Below are 20395 nucleotides of genomic sequence, written 5' to 3'. Positions count from 1 at the left end.
GTAGCCGCCCGCCTCGAACGCCGACGGCCGCGCGCGGTACCCGACGAGGCCGCCGAGGAACCCGCCCACGAAGCCTCGATCGCTGAGGAGCCCGGAGGTGTCCCAGAGGGCGTCGGTCGCCGGGAGCACGCCGAGGCCCTGGAGCTTGCCGATGCCGGTGCTGAAGAGACCCGCGGCCACGAATAGGAGCACCAGCGAGGTCACGGTGAAGAAACGCTGAAGGCTCAGCTGCCGGCCGCCGCGGAAGATCGCCCAGCCCAGCGCGCCGGCCGCGCCGATGCCGAGGACGCCGCCGCTGACGCCGCCCCAGCCGGCGACGTTCGTCTGGCTCATGAGGCCCCAGAGGAAGAGCACGGTCTCGGCGCCCTCGCGGAAGACGCCGGTGAACGCGATGAGACCGACGACCCACAGCCGCTGCGTCGCCTCGGCCTCGTCGATCCGGCGCTGCACGCTGCCGCGGACCGCACGCGCGTGCTGCTGCATCCACCAGCCGTGCCACGTGAGCAGGCCCACGGCGAAGAAGATCACCGCGACGGTCACGAGGTCCGGGCCCAGGTCGAGCAGCAGGCCGGAGGCGAAGGCGATCGCGACGCCCATCGCCACGCTCGCGCCCAGGCCGAGCGCGCCGCCCATCGTCACGTAGCGGAAGTGGTGCCGCGCGCCGACCTTGTCGAGATAGGTGTAGACGATCCCGAGCAGGAGCGCCGCCTCGAAGGCCTCGCGCAGCGTGACGACGAACGTGGCGCCCACGACTTACTCGGCGACGATCCGGCCGGTCGTCTCGTGGTGGAAATCGTCGACGAACGGATAGCTGCCCGGCTTGAGCGCCCGTATTCGGACCTTCACCGTGGCTCCGGGCGGGACGACCTTCTCGACTCGCAGCTCCTTGCACTCGAACTCGATGGGCGCTGCGTCCTTGTTGGTGACGACGAGCACGAACGGGACGCCGGCCTTCACCTTGATCTCGTCCGGCTGAAAGCGATTCTTCTCGATCGTGAGCGCGATCTCCGGCGGGTCCGCCGCGAGGGCGGCCGCCGCGGCCGCCGCCACGCCGAGCATCACGAGCGCCGCGAGGACGCGTCGCATCCGAACCTCCCTGGCCCCCCACTCGGGCCGGAGTTAGGTGTACCTAACTCCTAAAGTATTGTCAACCTCAACCCATGGGGGTCGCCGGTGCGGCCACTCAATCCCGCTTGTACACTGGCTCGTCGTGGACCTCGAGCGCTTCGATTACGACCTGCCGCCCGCGCTGATCGCCCAGGCGCCGGCGCCCTCGCGCGACGCCTCGCGCCTCCTCGTGATCGATCGCGCGCGCGGCGCGTTCGAGGACCGGGTGTTCACCGAGCTGCCGGAGCTGCTGCGCGCCGGTGACTGCGTCGTCGTCAACAACACGCGGGTGATTCCGGCGCGCATCCTCGCCCGGGATGCGGGCGGGCGCGACGTCGAGCTCCTGTTCCTCGCGCCCGAGGACGAGCGCCGCTGGTCGGCGCTGGTACACCCCGGGCGTCGTTGTCGGGTGGGCGCCGAGCTGCTGGTCGCGGGCGAGCCGGGGGCGCGGCTGCGCGTTGTCGGCGTCGCCGCCGACGGCCCGCGGCGTGTCGAGCGTCTCGACGGGACGATCGCGGACCTGCTGCGCGAGCACGGGCTCACCCCGCTGCCGCCCTACATCGCGCGGTTCGCGACGCCCACCGTGGAGGATCGCGAGCGCTATCAAACGGTCTACGCGCGCCCGCCGGGGTCCGTGGCGGCGCCGACGGCGGGCCTGCACTTCACGCCCGCCGTCCTGGCGCGCCTGCGCGGGCGGGGCGTCGAGATCCACGAGCTCACGCTGCACGTGGGGCCCGGCACGTTCCGGCCGATCAAGGCGGCCCGGATCGAGGATCACGCGCTGCCGCCCGAGCGCGTCTCGATCCCCGGGTCGGTCGCCGACGCGGTGAACCGCGCGCGTGCGGAAGGGCGCCGCGTGCTCGCGGTGGGGACCACGACGACGCGCGCGCTCGAGAGCGCGGCGGAGGCGGACGGACGCGTCCGTCCGCTCGACGGCGAGGCACGGCTCTACATCACGCCGGGCCACGGCTTCCGCACGGTGGACGCGCTGCTCACGAACTTCCATCTCCCGCGCTCGTCGCTGCTCGTCCTGGTCGCCGCGTTCGCCGGCCGCGAGCTCGTGCTGAAAGCCTACGCGCACGCGGTGCGCGCAGGCTACCGCTTCTACTCCTACGGCGACGCCACGCTGATCCTGTGACGGCGTTCGAGGTCATCGCCACCGACGGCGCCGCGCGCGCGGGCCGCCTCACGACCGGCCACGGCCCCGTCGACACGCCCGTGTTCATGCCGGTCGGCACGCGCGCCACGGTGCGGAGCCTCGCGCCCGACGACCTCCACGCGGCGGGCGCTCAGATCGTGCTGGGGAACACGTATCACCTGCTGCTGCGCCCCGGCCACGAGACGATCCGCGAGCTCGGCGGCCTGCACCGGTTCATGGCGTGGGACGGCGCGATCCTCACCGACTCGGGCGGGTTCCAGGTCTGGAGCCTCGCGAAGCTCCGCAAGGTCGCCGAGGCCGGCGTGGAGTTCCGCTCACCCGTGGACGGCTCGACGCACTTTCTGTCGCCGGAGCTCGCGATCGAGGCGCAGCACGCGCTCGGGGCCGACATCATCCATCCGCTCGACGAGTGCCTCGCGTACCCGGCGACGCGCGAGGCCGCGGAGCGCTCGCTCGACCTCACGCTGCGCTGGGCGGCGCGCTCGAAGGCGGTCCACGCCGCCCGCGGCGGCGGGCGCCAGGCGCTGTTCGGCATCGTGCAGGGCGGCACGCACGAGGCGCTGCGGCGGCGCGCGGCGCTGGAGACGACGGCGCTCGGATTCGACGGGTACGCGATCGGCGGCATGGCGGTGGGCGAGCCGAAGCCCGCGATGTACGACCTCACCGCGCTCGTCGCCGGGCTGCTGCCGGCCGACCGGCCGCGGTACCTCATGGGCGTCGGCAAGCCCGAGGATCTCGTGGAGGCCGTGGCCCGCGGCGTGGATATGTTCGATTGCGTGCTCCCCACACGGAACGCGCGGAACGGCCAGTGCTTCACCTGGGACGGCGCCGTCACGCTCAAGCAGGCGCGGTGGACGCGCGACCCGGCACCGCTCGACGCCGAGTGCCCGTGCTACACGTGCCGCCGGTTCTCGCGGGCCTACCTCCGGCACCTCTTCGTGTCGGAAGAGCTGCTCGCGTACCGGTTACTGTCGCTGCACAACGTGCACTTCTTCGTCGCGCTGATGCGCGCGATGCGCGCGGCGATCGTCGCGGGCGCGTTCGGGGCATTCCAGACTCGGTTTTTCGCGCGTTATGCAGTATCATCCGTGGATGCTCCGGCCGAGTGATGCGAGCGGAGGGCGCGAGCGTCGATGAATATTGGCGGTTCCAGCGCGATCTTCACGCAGCTCATGTTCTTCGCGGCGATCTTCGCGATCTTCTATTTCCTGCTCATCCGTCCCCAGCAGCGGCAGAAGCGGGACCGCGAGGCCATGCTCGGCTCGCTCAAGAAGGGTGACCGCGTGGTCACCACGGGCGGGCTCTACGGCACGGTCACGGGCCTCGAGGAACAGAAGGTGGTGCTGCGCGTGACCGACCAAGTGAAGCTCGAGTTCGACCGCGCCGCCATCGGGCGCATCGTGGAGGGCCAGGGCGAGAAGAATGCCTAGGAACCTCTGGTCGCGCAGCATCGTCGTCCTCGTCGTGCTCCTGGGCTCCGCCTGGTCCCTCTACCCGCCGCAGAAGACGATCAACCTCGGCCTCGATCTCCAGGGCGGGATCCACCTCGTGCTGGGCGTCGAGGCGGACAAGCACGTCGCGAGCCAGACCGACCGCGCGGCCGAGGATCTCAAATCGCAGCTCGAGCGGAAGGGCATCGCGGTCAAGCGCGTCGCGCGCGAGGGCGGCGCGACGATCGTGGTCGAACTCGCGTCGCCGCAGGCCTGGAACGACCTCCTGACCGTCGTGGGCGACCTCCAGCGCTTCGAGCGACGCGACGAGGACGCGGCCGCCGGGCGCCTCAAGCTCGTGATGAACGAGAAGGAGGCGGACCGGCTCCGTGACGACGCGGTTCGCCAGGGCCTCGAGACCATCCGTAACCGGGTGGACCAGTTCGGCGTCGCCGAGCCCACGATCACGCGCCAGGGGAGCGACCGCATCCTCATCCAGCTTCCCGGCATCCAGGACCCCGCGCGGGCGAAGGAGCTCATCGGCAAGACGGCGCTGCTCGAGTTCAAGCTGCTCGACGAGCGCGCGTCCGTCGAGGAGGCGCTCAAGGGCAACGTGCCGGAGGGCGACGAGGTGCTGTACGGCCGGCGGGTGGACAAGGAGACGAAGACCGAGCGGAAGATCCCCTACGTCGTCCAGAAGCGGGCCCTGCTCACGGGCGCCGAGCTCACGAGCGCGACGGTGGCGGCCGACCCGAACTCGCCGGGGAACTGGCAGGTCGCGATCGAGTTCACCGCGACGGGCACGCGGATCTTCGGCGAGGTGACCGAGCAGAGCGTCGGCCGGCATCTGGCGATCATCCTCGACGGGAACGTCTATTCGGCGCCGCGCATCAACGAGCGCATCCCGGGCGGCCGCGCGGTGATCACGGGCCAGTTCACGGCCGACGAGGCGCGCGACCTCGCGATCGTCCTGCGCGCGGGCGCCCTCCCGGCCCCGGTCACGATCCTCGAGGAGCGCACGGTCGGCCCCTCGCTCGGCGCCGACTCGATCCGCCAGGGCCTGTTCGCGATCACGGCGTCGGCCGCGGTCGTCTTCGTGTTCATGCTGCTGTACTACCGGCTCTCCGGGCTCATCGCCGACGTCGCGCTCGGGCTCAACCTCCTGATCCTCTTCGCGGCGATGGCCGCGATCCGCGCGACGCTCACCCTGCCGGGCCTCGCCGGCATCGCGCTCACGGTCGGCATGGCGGTGGACACGAACATCCTCATCTTCGAGCGCATCCGCGAGGAGCTGCGGCTCGGGAAGACGCCGCGCTCGGCGATCGAGGCCGGCTTCCGCCGCGCGCTCCGCACGATCATCGACACGCACCTGACCGTCATGGGGACCGCGCTCATCCTCCTGAGCTTCGGGACGAGCTCGGTGAAGGGCTTCGGCGTGTCGCTGTTCATCGGGCTCCTGGCGAGCCTCTTCACCGCCTACTTCTTCACGCGCCTCCTCTTCGACCTCGTCTACGTGCAGCGGCACAAGGTCGAGGCGATCTCGATCTGACATGCTCGAGCTGTTCAAGAATCCCAATTACGACTTCATCGGCAAGCGGAAGTGGGCGTACTACGTCTCGATCGCGTTCACGCTCCTGAGCCTTGTCTCGCTCGCGGCCCGGGGCGGGCTCCGCTACGACCTCGACTTCACCGGCGGGACGCTCCTGCAGGCGCGCTTCGACGGGACGCCCGCGGTGGCCCAGATCCGCGCGAGCCTCGGGACGATCCAGCTCGGTGAGTCGGTCATCCAGCAGTTCGGGGACGCGCATGAGTTCGTCATCCGGCTGCCGCTCGTCGCCGTGCCGTCCGAGGAGGTCGCGCGGCGCGTGCGGGGCGCGCTCGAAAGCGACCCGGCGCTCGGGAAGTTCGAGATCCGGCGGGTCGAGTTCGTCGGGCCGCAGGTGGGCCGCGACCTCCAGCTGCAGGCCGTCTACCTCGTGATCGCCGGCCTCGTGTGGATCGCGATCTACATCGCGCTGCGGTTCGACCTGAGGGGCGGGGTGGCGGCGGTCATCGCCGTCATCCACGACGTGCTGGTCTGCCTCGGCGCCCTCTCCCTCTCGAACCGCGAGTTCTCGCTGCCCGTGCTCGCCGCGCTCCTCACGATCATCGGCTACTCGGTGAACGACACCATCGTCGCCTACGACCGGCTGCGCGAGAACCGGGGCAAGTTCGTCCCCAAGGGGCGCACGTTCGCCCAGCAGATGAACGACGCGGTCAACCAGACGCTCTCGCGGACCGTCCTGACGTCGCTCACCACGTTCTTCTCGGCGGCGGTGCTGCTCTTTTTCGGCGGCAAGACCCTCGAGGATTTCGCCTTCGTCCTCTTCGTCGGCGTCATCACCGGGACGTACTCGACCACCTATATCGCGGCCGCGATCGTCGTGGACTGGACGCAGTACGTCGAGGGCCGCCTGCGGCGCGGCAAGAAGGCGGTCGCGAAGGCCTGACCCGGCCCGCGGCCCTCAGGGCCGCCCGTAGATCTCCTTGCCGTTCTTGTCGTAGATCGCGAGGTTGCCGTTGTCGGGACCCGCGAACATCGCCCCGACGCTCTTGCCCTCGCGGTTGTTGACCTGGAGCTCGCCGCCGACGCCGTCCTTGCGCGCGAAGAGCGCGGCGATGCTCTTGCCGTCGCTGTTCAGGATCTTGAGCTCGCCGCCGGACAGGTCGTCGCGCGAGAACATCGCCCCGACGACCTTGCCCTCGCCGTTGCGCACCTGGACCTCGCCGCCCGCGCCGTCGTCGCGCGTGAAGAAGGCGCCCACGATCTTGCCGGCCTTGTCGTAGAGGTAGAAGTTGCCCCCGGCCGCGTCGGCCCACAGCCTGGCGACCGCACGCCCCTGCGGGTTGAAGAGGCGCAGGTACGCGCCGTTCTGGTCGCTCGCGACCTCCAGCAGCGGGTCGCCGCTCCCGTCCACGACGCGGAGGGGCGCCCGCACCGTGCCCGACAGGTCCTGGGTCGTCGCGGGCCGGGCGCCCGAGAAGACCACGAATCCGGCGAGCACGACCAGGCCGCCCCACACGAGCCTCCGGTTCCGCCGCTCCACACGGTGCAGCCGCCGCTCCAGCTCGAGCACCCGTTCGTCCATTCGCGTCTCCTCCTCTTTCGTGGTGTCGCCCCGCCGGTCGGAGCCCTTCTATCGAATCGCGAAGTCAGTGTAGGCTTTCAGCGCGCCGGAAAAAAGGGTAGCGAAAGAGCACCGGACGTGTAAAATTATTTGTTTAATCAAAGGTTTTCGAGTCGTGACCCAACTCAAGACCCTGATCGAGGAGATTCCGAAGTACCAGCCGGGGGCGGACCTCGACCTGCTGGCCCGCGCGTACGAGTTCTCGGCGGCGTCGCACAAGGGGCAGCAGCGCGCCTCCGGCGAGCCGTACCTCTCCCACCCGCTCGAGGTCGCCAGCCTCCTCGTCAACTTCAAGATGGACGTCACGACGGTCACCGCGGGTCTCCTCCACGACGTGCTCGAGGACACGAAGGCCACCAAGGCGGACCTCGAGCGCGAGTTCGGCGGCGAGATCGCCGAGCTCGTGGACGGCGTGACCAAGATCGGCAAGCTCGCCTTCTCCTCGCGCGAGGAGCGCCAGGCGGAGAACTTCCGCAAGATGCTCGTCGCGATGGCGCGCGACCTGCGCGTGCTCATGATCAAGCTGGCCGACCGCCTCCACAACATGCGGACCCTCGACTACCTGTCGGCGGACAAGATGCGGAAGATCGCGCAGGAGACCCTCGACATCTACGCGCCGCTCGCCCACCGGCTCGGCATGGCGAAGGTCAAGGCGGAGCTCGAGGACCTCGCCCTCCGCGCGCTCCAGCCCGAGGCGTACGTGGACCTCCAGAAGCGCGTTGCCAAGCGCCGGCTCGAGCGCGAGGCCGACATCAACCATGTCATCACGATCCTCGAGCGGAAGCTCACCGAGGTCGGCATCGAGTCGCAGATCCGGGGGCGCCCGAAGCACTTCTACTCGATCTGGAAGAAGATGCACGATCAGGGCCGCGAGTTCGACGAGATCTACGATCTGACGGCCGTGCGGGTCATCACCCAGTCCGTTCGCGACTGCTACGGCGCGCTCGGCGTCATCCACTCGCTCTGGAAGCCCGTCCCCGGCCGGTTCAAGGACTTCATCGCGATGCCGAAGGTCAACATGTACCAGTCGCTCCACACGACGGTCATCGGGCCGAAGGGCGACCCGGTGGAGATCCAGATCCGCACGCGGGAGATGCACCGGATCGCGGAGGAAGGCATCGCGGCGCACTGGCTCTACAAGGAGAAGAAGTCGGGCAAGGACAAGCTCGACGAGTCGCTCCTGTGGCTCCGCCAGCTGATCGAGACGCAGCAGGACATGAAGGACCCGCAGGAGTTCATGGACACGGTGCGCGTGGACCTCTTCCCGGACGAGGTCTACGTGTTCACGCCGAAGGGCGACGTCAAGGCGCTGCCCGAGGGCGCGACGCCCATCGACTTCGCCTACGCCGTGCACACGAAGGTCGGCGAGCACTGCGTCGGCGCGAAGGTCAACGGCAAGCTCGTGCCCCTCCGCTACACGCTCCGCCAGGGCGACATCGTCGAGATCGTCACGTCGCCGAGCCAGCACCCGAGCCGCGACTGGCTGAAGATCGTCAAGTCCACACGCGCGCGGTCGAAGATCAACCAATGGCTCAAGGTCGAGGAGCGGTCGCGCTCGATCGAGCTTGGGCGCGAGCTCTTCGAGCGCGAGGCGCGGAAGTACCACCTGAACCCCGCGGCGCTCCTCAGCGGCGAGGAGATGAAGAAGGCCGCGGCCGACCTCGGCTTCCCGGGCGCGGACGACCTGCTCGCCGCGATCGGCTACGGGAAGAGCTCGGTCCACCAGCTCCTCAACAAGCTGGCGCCCAACGCCCTCCTGGAGGCGCCCGAGAAGCCGCGACCGTCCGCGGCCGCGCGCGCGAAGACGGAGCAGGGGGTGAGGATCCGCGGGGTGGACGACCTCCTGGTCCGGTTCGCCCGGTGCTGTAACCCGCTCCCGGGAGACCCGATCGTCGGCTTCATCACGCGCGGTCGGGGGCTCACGGTGCACGCGCGCGACTGCCTGACCGTGGCCAAGAGCGTCCTCGACCGGGAGCGGATCATCAACGTCGAGTGGGACGTGGACGAGCCCGGCAAGCGGCCGGTCCGCATCGCCGTGTACATCGGCCGCGACCGGCCGGGGCTCCTCTCCGAGATCACGGGAGCGATTTCGGCGCGCGACGGCAATATCACGAAGGCCGAGGTGACGGTGACCGACGACCGCCGCGGCATCAACCACTTCGTCGTCGAGGTCGCCGACCTCAACCAGCTCCAGGACATCATCGGCGCGATCCGGGAGGTCAAGGACGTCATCAACGTCGAGCGCGTCCGCGGGCTCTAGACGATGACGCGGCGGCAGTTCGAGGCGCTGGTCGAGCGCGCGCTCCGCCGCCTGCCCGGGAAGTTCAAGGACAAGCTCGCCAACATCGCCGTCGTCGTCGAGGACCGGCCCGACGAGGCGACGCTCGCCGAGCTCGGCATCGAGCCCCCCGACACGCTCTACGGCCTCTACCGGGGTGTGGACCTCACCCACCGCGATTCGAGCTACGGCAACGTCCTCCCCGACACGGTGACGATCTACCAGGAGCCGATCGAGGAGGACTGCGCGGACCAGCGGGAGATGGCCGAGCTGATCCGCGACACCGTCGCCCACGAGGTCGGCCATTACTTCGGCCTCGACGACGAGACGATGGAGCGCATCGAAGGCTCAGACCTCTAGATGACCGGCGGCCGCGCCCTCGCGGACGGCCTGACGTCGGTCGCCTCGCGGTACACGCCCGACGCCCGGAAGGCGAAGCTCGAGCTCCTCGACGGCCTCGAGACGGCGCGCGTGGGGTCGCACGCGGCGCTCCTCCGCCTGCACGAGGCGCTCTGCTTCCTCCAGGCGTACCCCGACGACGCCGAGGTCCTCGCGCGCGTGGACCGGGCGCTCGCGGCGTTCCCCGCGCGCGTGACGCGGCTCGGCGCCGCGTCACGCCGGCGGCTCCACGACTCGGGCATCGCGGGCGCGACGCTCGATTACCCCTTCGGCCTGCCGCTGGCCCGCTGGCTCGCGCGGCGCTTTCCGCGCGAGGCGGACATCGCGTGGGACCGCTTCGAGGAGGTCGACAGGCTCGACGAGACGCTCTCGCTCCTCGCGAGCGCGGCCGAGGGGGACGCGTTCAGCGAGGGCGGCATGGGCTGGCGCCGGTGGCTCCGCGTCGCGAAGGGCGGGCGGCGGCTGACGGACCTCGAGCTCGTGCTCGAGCTCTTCGAGCGCACGGGCCTCCCGGAGGAGGCGCGCGACTGGCTCTGGGAGAACCTGATGCTCCCGGTCTTCTGGAGCCCGCGCGGCCCCGGCGCGTCGCGCACCCTCGCGAAGCTCGAGCCGGCGCGCGTCTTCTTCCACGAGGACGGCCTGCGGCGCCCTGCTGCACCGCCCGGGCGGGCGCTCGCGGGACCGTTGCCCGCGCTCCGGCGCGCGCCGCGGGCCCTCGCCGAGACGCTCATCGACGCCGCCCGCGTCGCGATGGCCACGCGCCAGCGCGAGCTCCACGCGTTCGCGTACCCGAACCCTGACGACGTCCTGGTCGTGGACGCCGGCCGCGGCCTGCGCCTCGCGTTCTTCGGGATCGCCCCGGGCTTCCGCCTCCCGCTCGAGGCCTACTACGCGTTCCTCGGGTTGAAGAACGGCGTCCCGGTCTCGTACGGCGGCGGCTGGGAGCTCTTCGGCACGCTCGACTTCGCCATCAACATCTTCGCCTCGTTCCGTCAGGGCGAGTCGGCGTTCCTGGCGACCGAGCTGCTGCGGGCGTACCGCCGGATCTTCGGGATGCGGACGATCGTCGTGGACCGCTACCAGCTCGGGCACGAGAGCACGGAAGCGCTCCGCTCGGGCTCGTTCTACTTTTATCACCGCCTCGGCTTCCGGCCGCGCGACCCGGCGGTCCGCCGCGTGCTCGAGGGCGAAGAGGCGAGGCTCGCCGCCGACCCGTCGTATCGCTCGCCGATCTCCGTGCTCAGGCGGCTCGCGCGCGACGAAGTGTGCCTCACGCTGCCGGGCGGGAATCCCGCGCCCGAGGGCCGCCTGCGTGCGACCGACGTGGCGGGTCTCGTCGCGCGCTTCGTCGCGCACGAGTTCGGCGGCGACCGCGTCGCCGCCGTGCGGGAGTCGGCGGCGCGCGTGGGTCGCGCACTCGGCGTCGGGAGCGCGCGGGCATGGCCGCGGGAGGAGCGGCGCGCGTTCGCGCGCCTCTCGCTGGTCGCGGCGCTCGTTCCAGACCTCGCGCGCTGGCCCGCGTCCGACAAGCGGGCGCTCGTCGTGGTCATGCGCGCGAAGGGCGGCGCGAGCGAGCTCGCGTACGCGCGCCGGCTCGATCGTCACGGTCGCTTCCGCCGGAGCCTCGAAGCGCTCGCGCGCGGCTGACCAGCGAGCTGTCAGCGCCCGCCGAAGCAACTCTTCGAGGTCTGTCGCGTAAGTTTTCGCTTGACAGCGACTTTCATTAGTCCTTATGGTTTCAGCGGATGCTGAAAGGTGCGGAGCCAGCGAAACATGCTGCAATCCTCAGAGATTCGGCGACAGGTAGCGCAGCGGCTTCGAGAGCTTCTGCCGAAGGCGAAGGCCTGGGAGGAGAGCGCCGCCGCGAGGATCGCGGGGCACCCCGCCGATTTGACGATCAAATTCCGTCTCGGCGAGCAGGAGCACGTCTTGGTCGTTGAGCTGAGCTCGCTGGGCCAGCCCCGGCAGATCCGCGCTGCGGTCACCCGGCTGGCCGAGCTCCGCCGAGCGGTTCCGGGCGCCTACCCGGTCGCGGCCGCGGTCTACATCGGCCCGCAGAGCGCGCAGATCCTCAAGTCCAACAACCTCGGGTTCGTGGACCTCTCGGGCAACTGCTATCTCGCCTTCGAGAACGTCCACATCGAGAAGGAGGGGAAGCGCAACGTCCGGCCCTCGACGCGGCCGCTCCGCTCGCTCTTCGCTCCTCGCGCGACGCGCGTCGTGCGCGTGCTCCTCGTCGAGCCGGCGCGCGGCTGGCGGCTCGATGAGCTGGCCCGCGCGGCGGCGGTGAGCCTCGGCCACGCCCACAACGTCGTGAAGCGGCTCGCGGACCTCGCCTGGGTCGAGCGCGATGCGGACCAGCGGATCCGCCTCGGAAAGCCCGCCGACCTGCTCGAAGCGTGGGCCGGCGCGTACACCTACCGTGCGAACGAGCTCGCGTCGTACGTGGCCCCGGAGCGCGTCACGCGCCGGTTCATGGCCGAGCTCGCGCGCGTCGCGACCGCCGAGGGGCGCCGGTACGCGTTCACCCTCAACGCCGGCGTGTTGCTGGTCGCGCCGAACCTCCGGGTGCCCGTCGTCCACTGCTACCTCGAGGGCGATCCCGCGCCGGTCGCGAAGGCGCTCGGGCTCCGCGCGTCGGCGGAGGCCGACGGCACCCTGCACCTGCTCGCGCCCTACGACCCGGGGGTGTTCTACGGCGCGCTGGAGAAGGGCGGGCTCAAGGTCGTGTGCCTGCCGCAGCTCTACGCGGATCTGTTCCACGACGAGCGACGCGGCCGCGACCAGGCCGAGCACCTGCGCCGCGAGGCGATGGGTTACTGAGTTCCCAGGAGGGAGGTGAATCCGTCCATGAAGAAGAAGGCGACCAAGAAGAAAAAGAAGAAGTAGCGAGGCGGACGGTACGGCCGTGAATCTCCCGACGAGAGGAGGTGAGACGTCTCATGAAGAAGAAGGCCACGAAGAAAAAGAAGAAGAAGTAAGGCTGTGTGTCGTCCACGGTGGGGGGTGGCGGCCTCCCACCAGGTGCCAATCGGGAGGGGGCACGTCCCCCTCCCGTTTGTGCGTCCCGTGCTTAAATGACCTTGGTGACCTTGCCCGCCTTCAGGCAGCGGGTGCACACGCGGACGCGCCGGACGCGGCCGGCGACGAGGGCCCGCATCGAGACGAGGTTCGGGAGCCAGCGCCGCTTCGTGAGCTTGTGGGCGTGGCTGATCGTATGACCCACGGAGGGACCCTTCCCGCACACGTCGCACCGCTGCGCCATCGCCGCTCCTTTGGATTCGACCCGCGTCGGCCGAGACGAGCGCACTGTATAGCACAGGGGTCCGTGTGAAGCAAACGCCCGCGCCGCCGGGCCCCGGCACGCCGCTCCAGTTCCTCAAGGGCGTGGGCCCGCGGCGCGCGCAGCAGCTCGAGCGCAAGGGGCTCCGGACCGTCGAGGACGCGCTCTTCTTCCTGCCCATGCGACACGAGGACCGCACGCGCCTGACGCCCTTCCGCACCCTCGAGCCGGGCCAGGCGGCGACGTGCGCGGGAACGATCGTCGGCGTCAGCCCGCCGCCGCCCGGCCGCTCGCGCGTCCCGTTCAGCGTCCTCCTGCGCGACGCGAGCGGCTACGCGACGGCGAGCTGGTTCAACGCGGGCTACCTCGCGCGCGTCTTCGAGCGCGGCCAGAAGCTCGTGCTCCACGGCAAGGTCACCCGCTACAAGGGGGCGCTCGGGCTCCAGCAGCCCGACTGGGAGGTGGTCGAGAGCGGTGAGGACGACCGCCTCCACACGGGCCGGCTCGTGCCGGTCTACTCGACGACCGAGGGGCTCCCGCAGCGCGCCCTGCGCTCGCTCATGTGGCGCGTCGTCGATGGGTTCGCGCGCGAGGTCCCCGAGGTGCTGCCCGCCGCGCTGCGCGCGAGGCGCCGGCTCGCGCCCCTCGCCCAGGCGCTCCGCGACGCGCACTTTCCCGAGGCGGACGCCGCGCTCACCGTGGCGCGCCGCCGCCTCGCCTTCGACGACTTCCTGCTGCTCCAGCTGGGCCTCGCGATCCTCCGGTCGCGGACGACGCGGGCGCGCGGCATCGCGATGAGCCCGCGCGGCGACCTGGTCCGCCGGATCCGCGCCTCGCTGCCGTATTCGCTCACGGCAGCGCAGGAGCGCGTGTGGGAGGAGATCCGGCGCGACATGGCCGCGCCCCATCCGATGCATCGCCTCCTGCAGGGGGACGTCGGCTCCGGGAAGACGGTGGTCGCGGCCCTCGCGGTGCTCACCGCGGTGGAGGCCGGCTACCAGGCGGCGGTGATGGCGCCGACCGAGATCCTCGCCGAGCAGCACTTCATGACGTTGCGACAGCTCCTCGAGCCGTTCGGCGTCGGCGTGAGCCTCCTGACCTCGTCGCTCGCGCCGCGCGAGCGCTCGGCTCGGCGCGCCGCGCTGGCCGCCGGCGGGCTGCCCGTCGCCGTCGGCACCCACGCCCTCGTCCAGGAGGGCGTGGAGTTCCGGCGCCTCGGGCTCGCGGTCGTGGACGAGCAGCACCGCTTCGGCGTCGCGCAGCGCGCGCGGCTCCGCGAGAAGGGCGAGCATCCGGACCTGCTCGTGATGACCGCCACGCCGATCCCGCGCACGCTCGCCCTCACCCTCTACGGCGACCTCGACGTCTCGGTGCTCGACGAGCTCCCGCCCGGGCGCCGACCCGTCGCGACGCACGAGCGCACGGAGGGCAAGCGCCGCGAGATCTACAAGTTCCTGCGCGACCAGATCGCGGAGGGCCGGCAGGCCTACGTCGTCTACCCGCTCGTCGAAGAGTCGGAGGCGCTCGACCTCAAGGCGGCGACCGAGATGGCGCGGCGCCTCGCGGAGGACGTCTTCCCGGACCTCACCATCGGGCTCTTGCACGGCCGGCTCGGCTTCGAGGAGAAGGACCGGATCATGCGCCGGTTCAAGGCGGGCGAGATCCACGTCCTGGCCTCGACGACCGTGATCGAGGTCGGCATCGACGTGCCGAACGCGTCGGTCATGCTCGTCGAGCACGCCGAGCGCTTCGGCCTCTCACAGCTCCACCAGCTCCGCGGCCGCGTCGGCCGGGGACCGTGGAAGTCCCACTGCATCCTCCTGACGAGCGGGCGACTCGGCGAGGAGGCCCGCCGGCGGATCGGCGCGATGGTCGCGACCGGCGACGGCTTCAAGATCGCCGAGGCGGACCTGGAGCTGCGCGGCCCCGGCGAGTTCTTCGGCACGCGCCAGTCGGGGCTCCCGGAGTTCCGCACGGCGGATCTCCTCCGCGACGCGGCGATTCTCGAGGAGGCGCGTCAGGAGGCGCAGGCGATCGTCGCGGCGGACCCGGAGCTCCGCGACCCGGCGCACCGCGCGCTGCGCGCCGTCCTCCTCGCGCGCTGGCGCGGCAAGCTCGCGCTCGCGAGCGCCGGATGACTCGGCTCACGTCGAGCGGACGATCGGACGCCGCCGGTATTTGCGGCGGGGCACGGGCGTGGCGAGAGCCCGGGAGCCCGTGCCCTGTTCAATAAATGCGTGTGATCGCCGGCGAGTTCAAGGGCCGGCGGCTCGCGGCGCCGCGCGGAGCGGTGACGCGGCCGACGGCCGACCAGGTGCGCGTCGCGCTCATGGACGCCCTCGCCCCGTGGCTGCCCGGCGCGCGCGCCCTCGACCTCTTCGCCGGCGCGGGGGGCGTGGGCCTCGAGGCGCTCTCACGCGGCGCCGCCCACGCGACCTTCGTCGAGCGCGACGCGCGCGCCGTCGCGGCGCTCGCGGCCAACGTGCGGGCGCTCGGCGTCGGGAGCCGCGCGCGCGTCGTCCGCGCGGAGGTGGGCCGCGCCCTCGGCCGCCTCGCCGCGGCGGGGGAGCGCTACGACGTGGTGTTCCTCGACCCGCCGTACGACGGTGACCTGGGCGCCGCCACGCTCGCCGCGCTGGGCGACGGCGCCGTGACGGCGCCCGCGGCGGTCGTCGTCGCCCAGCACTTCACGAAGCGGCCGCCGGCGCCCGCGTACGGCGTCCTCGCGGCGTTCCGGACGCGCCGTTTCGGGGAGACAACCTTGACTTTCTTTCGGGCCGAAGGGTAGCCTGGGCGCGTGGCGAAGCGTGCGGTCTATCCGGGCATGTTCGATCCCGTGCACAACGGCCACGTGGACGTCATCCAGCGCAGCCTGCAGATCTTCGACGAGCTGATCGTCGCCGTGGTCGCCAACCCCTCGAAGGAGCCCCTCTTCTCGGTGAAGGAGCGCCTCGAGATGGTCGACGAGGCGACCGCGGCGCTCCACTCGAACTTCCGCATCGTCGCGTTCGACGGGCTGCTCATCGATCTGGTCGCGCGCGAGCGGGCCGACTGCATCGTCCGCGGCATCCGGGCGGTGTCGGACTTCGAGTACGAGTTCCAGATGGCGCTGATGAACCGCAAGCTCCGCTCGACCGTCGAGACGGTGTTCCTCATGCCGCACGAGAAGTACACGTACATCTCCTCGCGCCTCATCAAGGAAGTCGCCGGCTTCGGCACGTCGGTCGCGGGCCTCGTGCCGGCGATCGTCGAGAAGCGGCTGGCGGAGAAGTTCCCCCCAAAGTAACCCGGCGGCCCGCCGCCGAAGGAGCGCGACCGTGCTGGCCGCTCGCTTGAAGACCCTTGCCCCGTCGTCGACGCTCGCCGTGCAGGCCACGGCGAAGGCGCTCCGGGCGCAGGGCGTCGACGTCATCTCGTTCGGGGCGGGGGAGCCAGACTTCGACACGCCCGAGCGCGTCAAGGAGGCGGCGGTCCAGGCGATGCGCCGCGGGCAGACGAAGTACACGGAGGTCGCGGGGATCCCGGAGCTGCGCGCGGCGGTCTGCCAGAAGTTCAAGCGCGACAACGGCCTCGATTACCAGCCGGACGAGGTGCTCGTGTCGTGCGGCGCGAAGCACGCGCTCTTCAACCTGGCGGTCGCGCTCCTCGATCCGGGCGACGAGGTCCTGGTGCCGAGCCCCTACTGGGTCTCGTACCCCGAGCAGGCGCGCCTCGTCGGCGCGGTCCCGGTGGCCGTCGAGACACGCGAGGCGACCGGCTTCGACCTCGACCCGGAGCGGCTGCGCGCCGCCGTCACGCCGCGGACGAAGCTGATCGTCGTGAACAGCCCGAACAATCCGACGGGCGCCGTCTTCTCCGCGGCGGCCCTCGAGGCCGTCGCGCGGCTCGTCGTCGAGAAGCGGCTCTTCGTCGTCTCCGACGAGTGCTACGAGGCGCTCACCTTCGAGGGGCGCCACGTGTCCATCGCCTCGTTCGGCCCCGCGGTCAAGGCGCGCACGCTCGTCGTCAACACGTGCTCCAAGGCATACGCGATGACCGGCTGGCGCATCGGCTACGCCGCGGGGCCGCGCGAGCTGATCCGCGCGATGACGGACGCGCAGAGCCAGGTGACGTCGAACCCGTCCTCGATCGCGCAGTGGGCAGCGGTCGAGGCGCTGTCGGGACCTCAGGATGACGTCGCCAAGATGGCGGGCGAGTTCGACCGGCGGCGCCGGCTCATCGTCACGGGCCTCAACGCGCTGCCCGGCGTCTCGTGCGTCATGCCGAAGGGCGCGTTCTACGCCTTCGCCAACGTCGCGGGGCTGTTCGGCCGGAGGGTGAAGGGCGCCGCCGCGCCGCTCCGCAGCTCGGTGGACGTCACCGCGTTCCTCCTGGAGCAGGCGCGCGTCGCCGTCGTGCCGGGCGTGGACTTCGGCTCGGACGCGCACGTGCGGCTCTCCTACGCGACGAGCGACGCGCTCATCGGCGAGGGGCTCGCGCGCATGGGCGCCGCGATCCGCGAGTTGCTGTAGACTAGGGCCCCCGAGGAGGGACCCGGATGAAGCTCGAAGGCTCCTACGACGTCCCGGTGCCGCGCAAGAAAGTCTGGGACGCGTTCCTGAACCCCGCCACGCTCAAGAAGGCCATTCCCGGCTGCGAGAAGCTCGAGGCGCTCGGCCACGACGAGTTCAAAGCGACGCTGAAGATCGGCGTCGCCGCGGTGAAGGGGACGTTCGAGGGCCGGGTGAAGATCACCGACAAGAAGTCCCACGAGTCTTACCGGCTCATGGCCGAGGGCAGCGGCGGCCCCGGCTTCGTGAAAGCCGACACGCTCATCACGCTGACCGACATCGACGGCGGCACGCGCGTGAGCTACGGCGCGGACGTTCAGGTGGGTGGCCTCATCGCCGGCGTCGGCCAGCGGATGCTGGGCGGCGTCTCCAAGATGATGGCCGACCAGTTCTTCGGCAAGATGAGCGACCTCCTGAAGTCCGCCTGACCGGGCTCGCCATGGCCTCCCGCTACCTCGAGCCGCGGCTGGAGCGGGCGTCGCGCGCCGAGATGACGCGTCTCCAGGCGCAGCGGCTGCGTGCGCAGGTGGTCCACGCCGCCGCGCACAGCCCCTTCTACAAGCGGAAGTTCAAGGAGGCGGGGGTCAAGCCCGCGACCGTGCGGACGCTCGGCGACCTCGCGCGGCTGCCCTTCACCACGAAGGACGAGCTGAAGGAGAACCAGGCGGCCAAGCCACCGTGGGGCGACGTCCTCGCGGTGCCGTTCGACGAGATCCTGCGCGTCCACATGACGTCCGCGACCACGGGACGCCCGCTCGCGTTCCTCGACACGAAGGACGACTGGCACGGCTTCTATCACTCGTACGCGCGCTCGCTCTACGCCTTCGGCGTGCGTCGGTCCGACGTGGTCATAGCGGCGTTCTCGTACGGGCCGTGGATCGGGTACTGGTCGGGCTTCTACGCTGCGCAGGACCTCGGCTGTCTCGTGTTCCCCGTCGGCGGCCTCACGACCGACCAGCGCCTCGACGCGCTCCTCGCCTACCCGGTCACGGTCCTCGGCTGCACGCCCTCGTATGCGCTCTTCCTCGCCGAGGCCGCCGCGCAGAAGGGCATCGACCTCGCCAAGCAGACCAAGGTCCGGATCACCTGGCACACGGGCGAGCCCGGCGCGTCGATCCCGGCGACGAAGGCGAAGATCGAGGCGGCGTTCGGCGCCAAGGCGTACGACCTGCCCGGCCTCACCGAGATCGCCGCGTGGGGCTTCGAGTGCGACGCGCGCTCAGGGCTCACCCACGTGCACGAGGATTACTGCTATCCCGAGGTCCTCGACGGGAGCGACCGGCCGGTGGGCCCCGGCGGCCGGGGCGAGCTGGTCCTGACGAGCCTCTACCGGAAGGCGATGCCGCTCATCCGCTACCGCACCCGCGACATGGTGCAGGTCGCCGACCGGAAGTGCCCGTGCGGCCGGACGCTCGCCGCCTTCGAGGGCGGCGTGCTCGCGCGCATCGACGACATGAAGAAGATCCGCGGCGTGATCGTCTACCCGCGTCGCGTGGAAGAGCTCGTGCGGCCGCACGCCGGCGTCGACGAGTTCCAGGTCGTCTTCCGGCGCCACGAGGGGCTCGACGACATCCTGATCCGCATCGACCCGTCGCCGTCCCTCTCGCTCCGCGAGCGCGACGGCCTCCGCGCGCGGCTCGGCGCGGACCTCCGGACCGGGCTCGGCATCCGCGTGACGGTCGAGATCGTCGAGCCGGGCTCGCTCCCGCGCTTCGACCACAAGGCCAAGCGCGTGAGGGACGATCGCACGGAGGTGCCGTTTTGAGGGCGGCCTACTTCAAGGAGCACGGCGGCGCGGACAGGATCCTCTACGGCGACTATCCCGACCCGATGCCCGCGGCGGGCGACGTCGTCGTGCGGGTGCGCGCGTGCGCGCTCAACCAGGTGGACATGCTGCTCCTCGACGGCCGCTTCCCGCCGCCCGAGGGCCTGCCCCACGTCAACGGCTGCGAGGTGACGGGCACCGTCGAGGCGACCGGCCCGGCGGTGAAGGGGCTCGCGCCGGGCGCGCGCGTCGTCATCTTCCCGGGCTTCGCGTGCGGGATCTGCGAGTACTGTCTGCGCGGCGAGCGGACGGTGTGCGTGCGCTACGGCTACCTCGGCGCCCACAGGGACGGCGGCTACGCCGAGCTCGTGAAGGCGCCGGCCGAGAACGTCCTGCCGCTGCCGGACGCGATCGGCTTCGAGGTCGGCGCGGCGCTGCCGCTCGCGTTCCTCACGTCGTGGCACGCGCTCGTGGCGAAGGCCGGGCTCAGACCCGGCCAGACGGTGCTCGTCCAGGCCGCGGGCAGCGGCGTCGGCAGCGCCGCCATCCAGATCGCGCGGCTCATCGGCGCGCGCGTCATCACGACGGTCGGCTCCGACGACAAGATCGAGTTCGCGAAGGCACTCGGCGCCGAGCGTGTGGTGAACTATCGCACGGAGGACTTCGTCGAGGAGACGAAGCGCTGGACCGGGAAGCGCGGCGTGGACGTCGTCGTCGAGCACATCGGCGGCGACACGCTCGAGAAGTCCGTCTACACGCTGACCCGCCTCGGCACGCTCATCACGCTCGGCTCGCACGACACCCACTGGGGCCGCCTCGACCTCCGCCACGTCTACGGAAAGAACCTCCGGATCGTCGGCACGAACCTCGGCTCGATCGGGGAGCTCCGTACGATCCTCGACCGCGTCGCGCAGGGCGTGCTCGGGCCCGTGATCGACCGGAGCTTCCCGCTCTCGAACGCGCGCGCGGCCGTCCAGTACGTGCTCGATCGGAAGAACAAGGGGAAGGTCCTCCTGATCTCGTGACGCTCGCCGGCCTCCTCGAACGCGCGGCGTTGCGCCGCCCCGGCGCCGAGGCCGTCGTGGACGGCGACCAGCGGCTCACGTACGCGGCGCTCGCCGAGCGCTGCGCCGCGGTGGCGCGCGGCCTCGCGCGGCTCGGGGTGGGCAAGGGCGACCGCGTCCTCATCGCGCTCAAGAACCGCCTCGAGCACGTCGTCGTCTATTGGGCGCTCCAGACGCTCGGGGGCGTGCCGAC

General features: G+C 71.1%; 21 protein-coding genes. 17 read left to right on the top strand and 4 right to left on the bottom strand.

All coding sequences use genetic code 11. The features are described from left to right. Both VKG64_01510 and VKG64_01505 read right to left on the bottom strand, forming a co-directional pair. Positions 1-750, bottom strand: a 750-nt coding sequence (locus VKG64_01510; GenBank protein ID HKB23702.1) for an FTR1 family protein, incomplete at its 3' end; no start/stop codon positions are given. 3 nt (positions 751-753) lie between these two features. Further along, positions 754-1086 (bottom strand): cupredoxin domain-containing protein, encoded by a 333-nt coding sequence (locus tag VKG64_01505; GenBank protein ID HKB23701.1) that lies wholly within the window; start codon positions 1084-1086, stop codon positions 754-756. A 124-nt stretch (positions 1087-1210) separates the two neighbouring features. Between VKG64_01505 and queA the strand changes: the two genes are divergently transcribed. The 5 genes from queA to secF are packed head-to-tail and all read left to right on the top strand — an operon-like array spanning position 1211 to position 6185. Next, positions 1211-2245, top strand: a complete 1035-nt coding sequence (gene queA, locus VKG64_01500) for a tRNA preQ1(34) S-adenosylmethionine ribosyltransferase-isomerase QueA (protein HKB23700.1) — start codon at positions 1211-1213, stop codon at positions 2243-2245. Then, positions 2242-3375 (top strand): tRNA guanosine(34) transglycosylase Tgt, encoded by a 1134-nt coding sequence (tgt, locus tag VKG64_01495; protein HKB23699.1) that lies wholly within the window; start codon positions 2242-2244, stop codon positions 3373-3375. Before queA ends, tgt begins: the two co-directional genes overlap by 4 nt. Positions 3376-3399: 24 nt before the next feature. After that, positions 3400-3696: a preprotein translocase subunit YajC gene (gene yajC / locus VKG64_01490; GenBank protein ID HKB23698.1), complete on the top strand. Its 297-nt coding sequence runs from the start codon at positions 3400-3402 to the stop codon at positions 3694-3696. Continuing rightward, a complete protein-coding gene (secD, locus tag VKG64_01485) occupies positions 3689-5245 on the top strand; it encodes a protein translocase subunit SecD (protein HKB23697.1) in 1557 nt (518 codons plus the stop codon). Before yajC ends, secD begins: the two co-directional genes overlap by 8 nt. Before the next feature lies 1 nt (position 5246). Then, on the top strand, positions 5247-6185 hold the full coding sequence (secF, locus tag VKG64_01480) for a protein translocase subunit SecF (protein ID HKB23696.1): 939 nt from the start codon (positions 5247-5249) through the stop codon (positions 6183-6185). Positions 6186-6200: 15 nt separating this feature from the next. Here the strand turns inward: secF and VKG64_01475 are convergent, their stop codons facing one another. Then, positions 6201-6824, bottom strand: coding sequence for a hypothetical protein (locus VKG64_01475; protein HKB23695.1), 624 nt, complete (start codon positions 6822-6824; stop codon positions 6201-6203). A 154-nt stretch (positions 6825-6978) separates the two neighbouring features. On the opposite strand from VKG64_01475, the gene VKG64_01470 reads away from it, so the two are divergent. The 4 genes from VKG64_01470 to VKG64_01455 all read left to right on the top strand — a co-directional run bounded on the left by VKG64_01470 (position 6979) and on the right by VKG64_01455 (position 12363). Continuing rightward, entirely contained in the window at positions 6979-9123 is a 2145-nt protein-coding gene (locus VKG64_01470; protein ID HKB23694.1) for a bifunctional (p)ppGpp synthetase/guanosine-3',5'-bis(diphosphate) 3'-pyrophosphohydrolase, read from the top strand. Between the two features lie 3 nt (positions 9124-9126). Further along, on the top strand, positions 9127-9501 hold the full coding sequence (locus VKG64_01465) for a metallopeptidase family protein (GenBank protein HKB23693.1): 375 nt from the start codon (positions 9127-9129) through the stop codon (positions 9499-9501). Next, positions 9502-11187, top strand: coding sequence for a hypothetical protein (locus tag VKG64_01460; protein HKB23692.1), 1686 nt, complete (start codon positions 9502-9504; stop codon positions 11185-11187). Between the two features lie 282 nt (positions 11188-11469). Beyond that, entirely contained in the window at positions 11470-12363 is an 894-nt protein-coding gene (locus tag VKG64_01455) for a type IV toxin-antitoxin system AbiEi family antitoxin (GenBank protein HKB23691.1), read from the top strand. Positions 12364-12613: 250 nt separating this feature from the next. Here VKG64_01455 and rpmB read toward each other — a convergent pair whose 3' ends face one another. Then, a complete protein-coding gene (gene rpmB / locus VKG64_01450) occupies positions 12614-12805 on the bottom strand; it encodes a 50S ribosomal protein L28 (GenBank protein ID HKB23690.1) in 192 nt (63 codons plus the stop codon). Positions 12806-12870: 65 nt separating this feature from the next. Here rpmB and recG point away from each other — a divergent pair, with 65 nt between their 5' ends. The 8 genes from recG to VKG64_01410 all read left to right on the top strand — a co-directional run. Further along, positions 12871-14961: an ATP-dependent DNA helicase RecG gene (gene recG / locus VKG64_01445; GenBank protein ID HKB23689.1), complete on the top strand. Its 2091-nt coding sequence runs from the start codon at positions 12871-12873 to the stop codon at positions 14959-14961. A gap of 95 nt (positions 14962-15056) precedes the next feature. Further along, entirely contained in the window at positions 15057-15611 is a 555-nt protein-coding gene (gene rsmD / locus VKG64_01440) for a 16S rRNA (guanine(966)-N(2))-methyltransferase RsmD (protein HKB23688.1), read from the top strand. 9 nt (positions 15612-15620) lie between these two features. Further along, on the top strand, positions 15621-16109 hold the full coding sequence (gene coaD, locus VKG64_01435; protein HKB23687.1) for a pantetheine-phosphate adenylyltransferase: 489 nt from the start codon (positions 15621-15623) through the stop codon (positions 16107-16109). Between the two features lie 31 nt (positions 16110-16140). Further along, positions 16141-17334, top strand: coding sequence for a pyridoxal phosphate-dependent aminotransferase (locus VKG64_01430; protein HKB23686.1), 1194 nt, complete (start codon positions 16141-16143; stop codon positions 17332-17334). 26 nt (positions 17335-17360) lie between these two features. After that, on the top strand, positions 17361-17801 hold the full coding sequence (locus VKG64_01425) for a carbon monoxide dehydrogenase subunit G (protein ID HKB23685.1): 441 nt from the start codon (positions 17361-17363) through the stop codon (positions 17799-17801). An 11-nt stretch (positions 17802-17812) separates the two neighbouring features. Beyond that, positions 17813-19138, top strand: coding sequence for an AMP-binding protein (locus VKG64_01420; protein HKB23684.1), 1326 nt, complete (start codon positions 17813-17815; stop codon positions 19136-19138). After that, positions 19135-20163, top strand: a complete 1029-nt coding sequence (locus tag VKG64_01415) for a zinc-binding dehydrogenase (GenBank protein ID HKB23683.1) — start codon at positions 19135-19137, stop codon at positions 20161-20163. The genes VKG64_01420 and VKG64_01415 overlap by 4 nt, the downstream gene beginning before the upstream one ends. Beyond that, positions 20160-20395: AMP-binding protein (locus VKG64_01410; protein HKB23682.1), on the top strand; the 236-nt coding region annotated here is incomplete at its 3' end. The genes VKG64_01415 and VKG64_01410, both read left to right, overlap by 4 nt.

It is taken from the genome of Candidatus Methylomirabilota bacterium, assembly GCA_035260325.1.
Lineage (GTDB): Bacteria > Methylomirabilota > Methylomirabilia > Rokubacteriales > CSP1-6 > AR19.
Note: the sequence above shows the minus strand (reverse complement) of the source record. Positions and strands in the feature narration are given on the sequence as shown.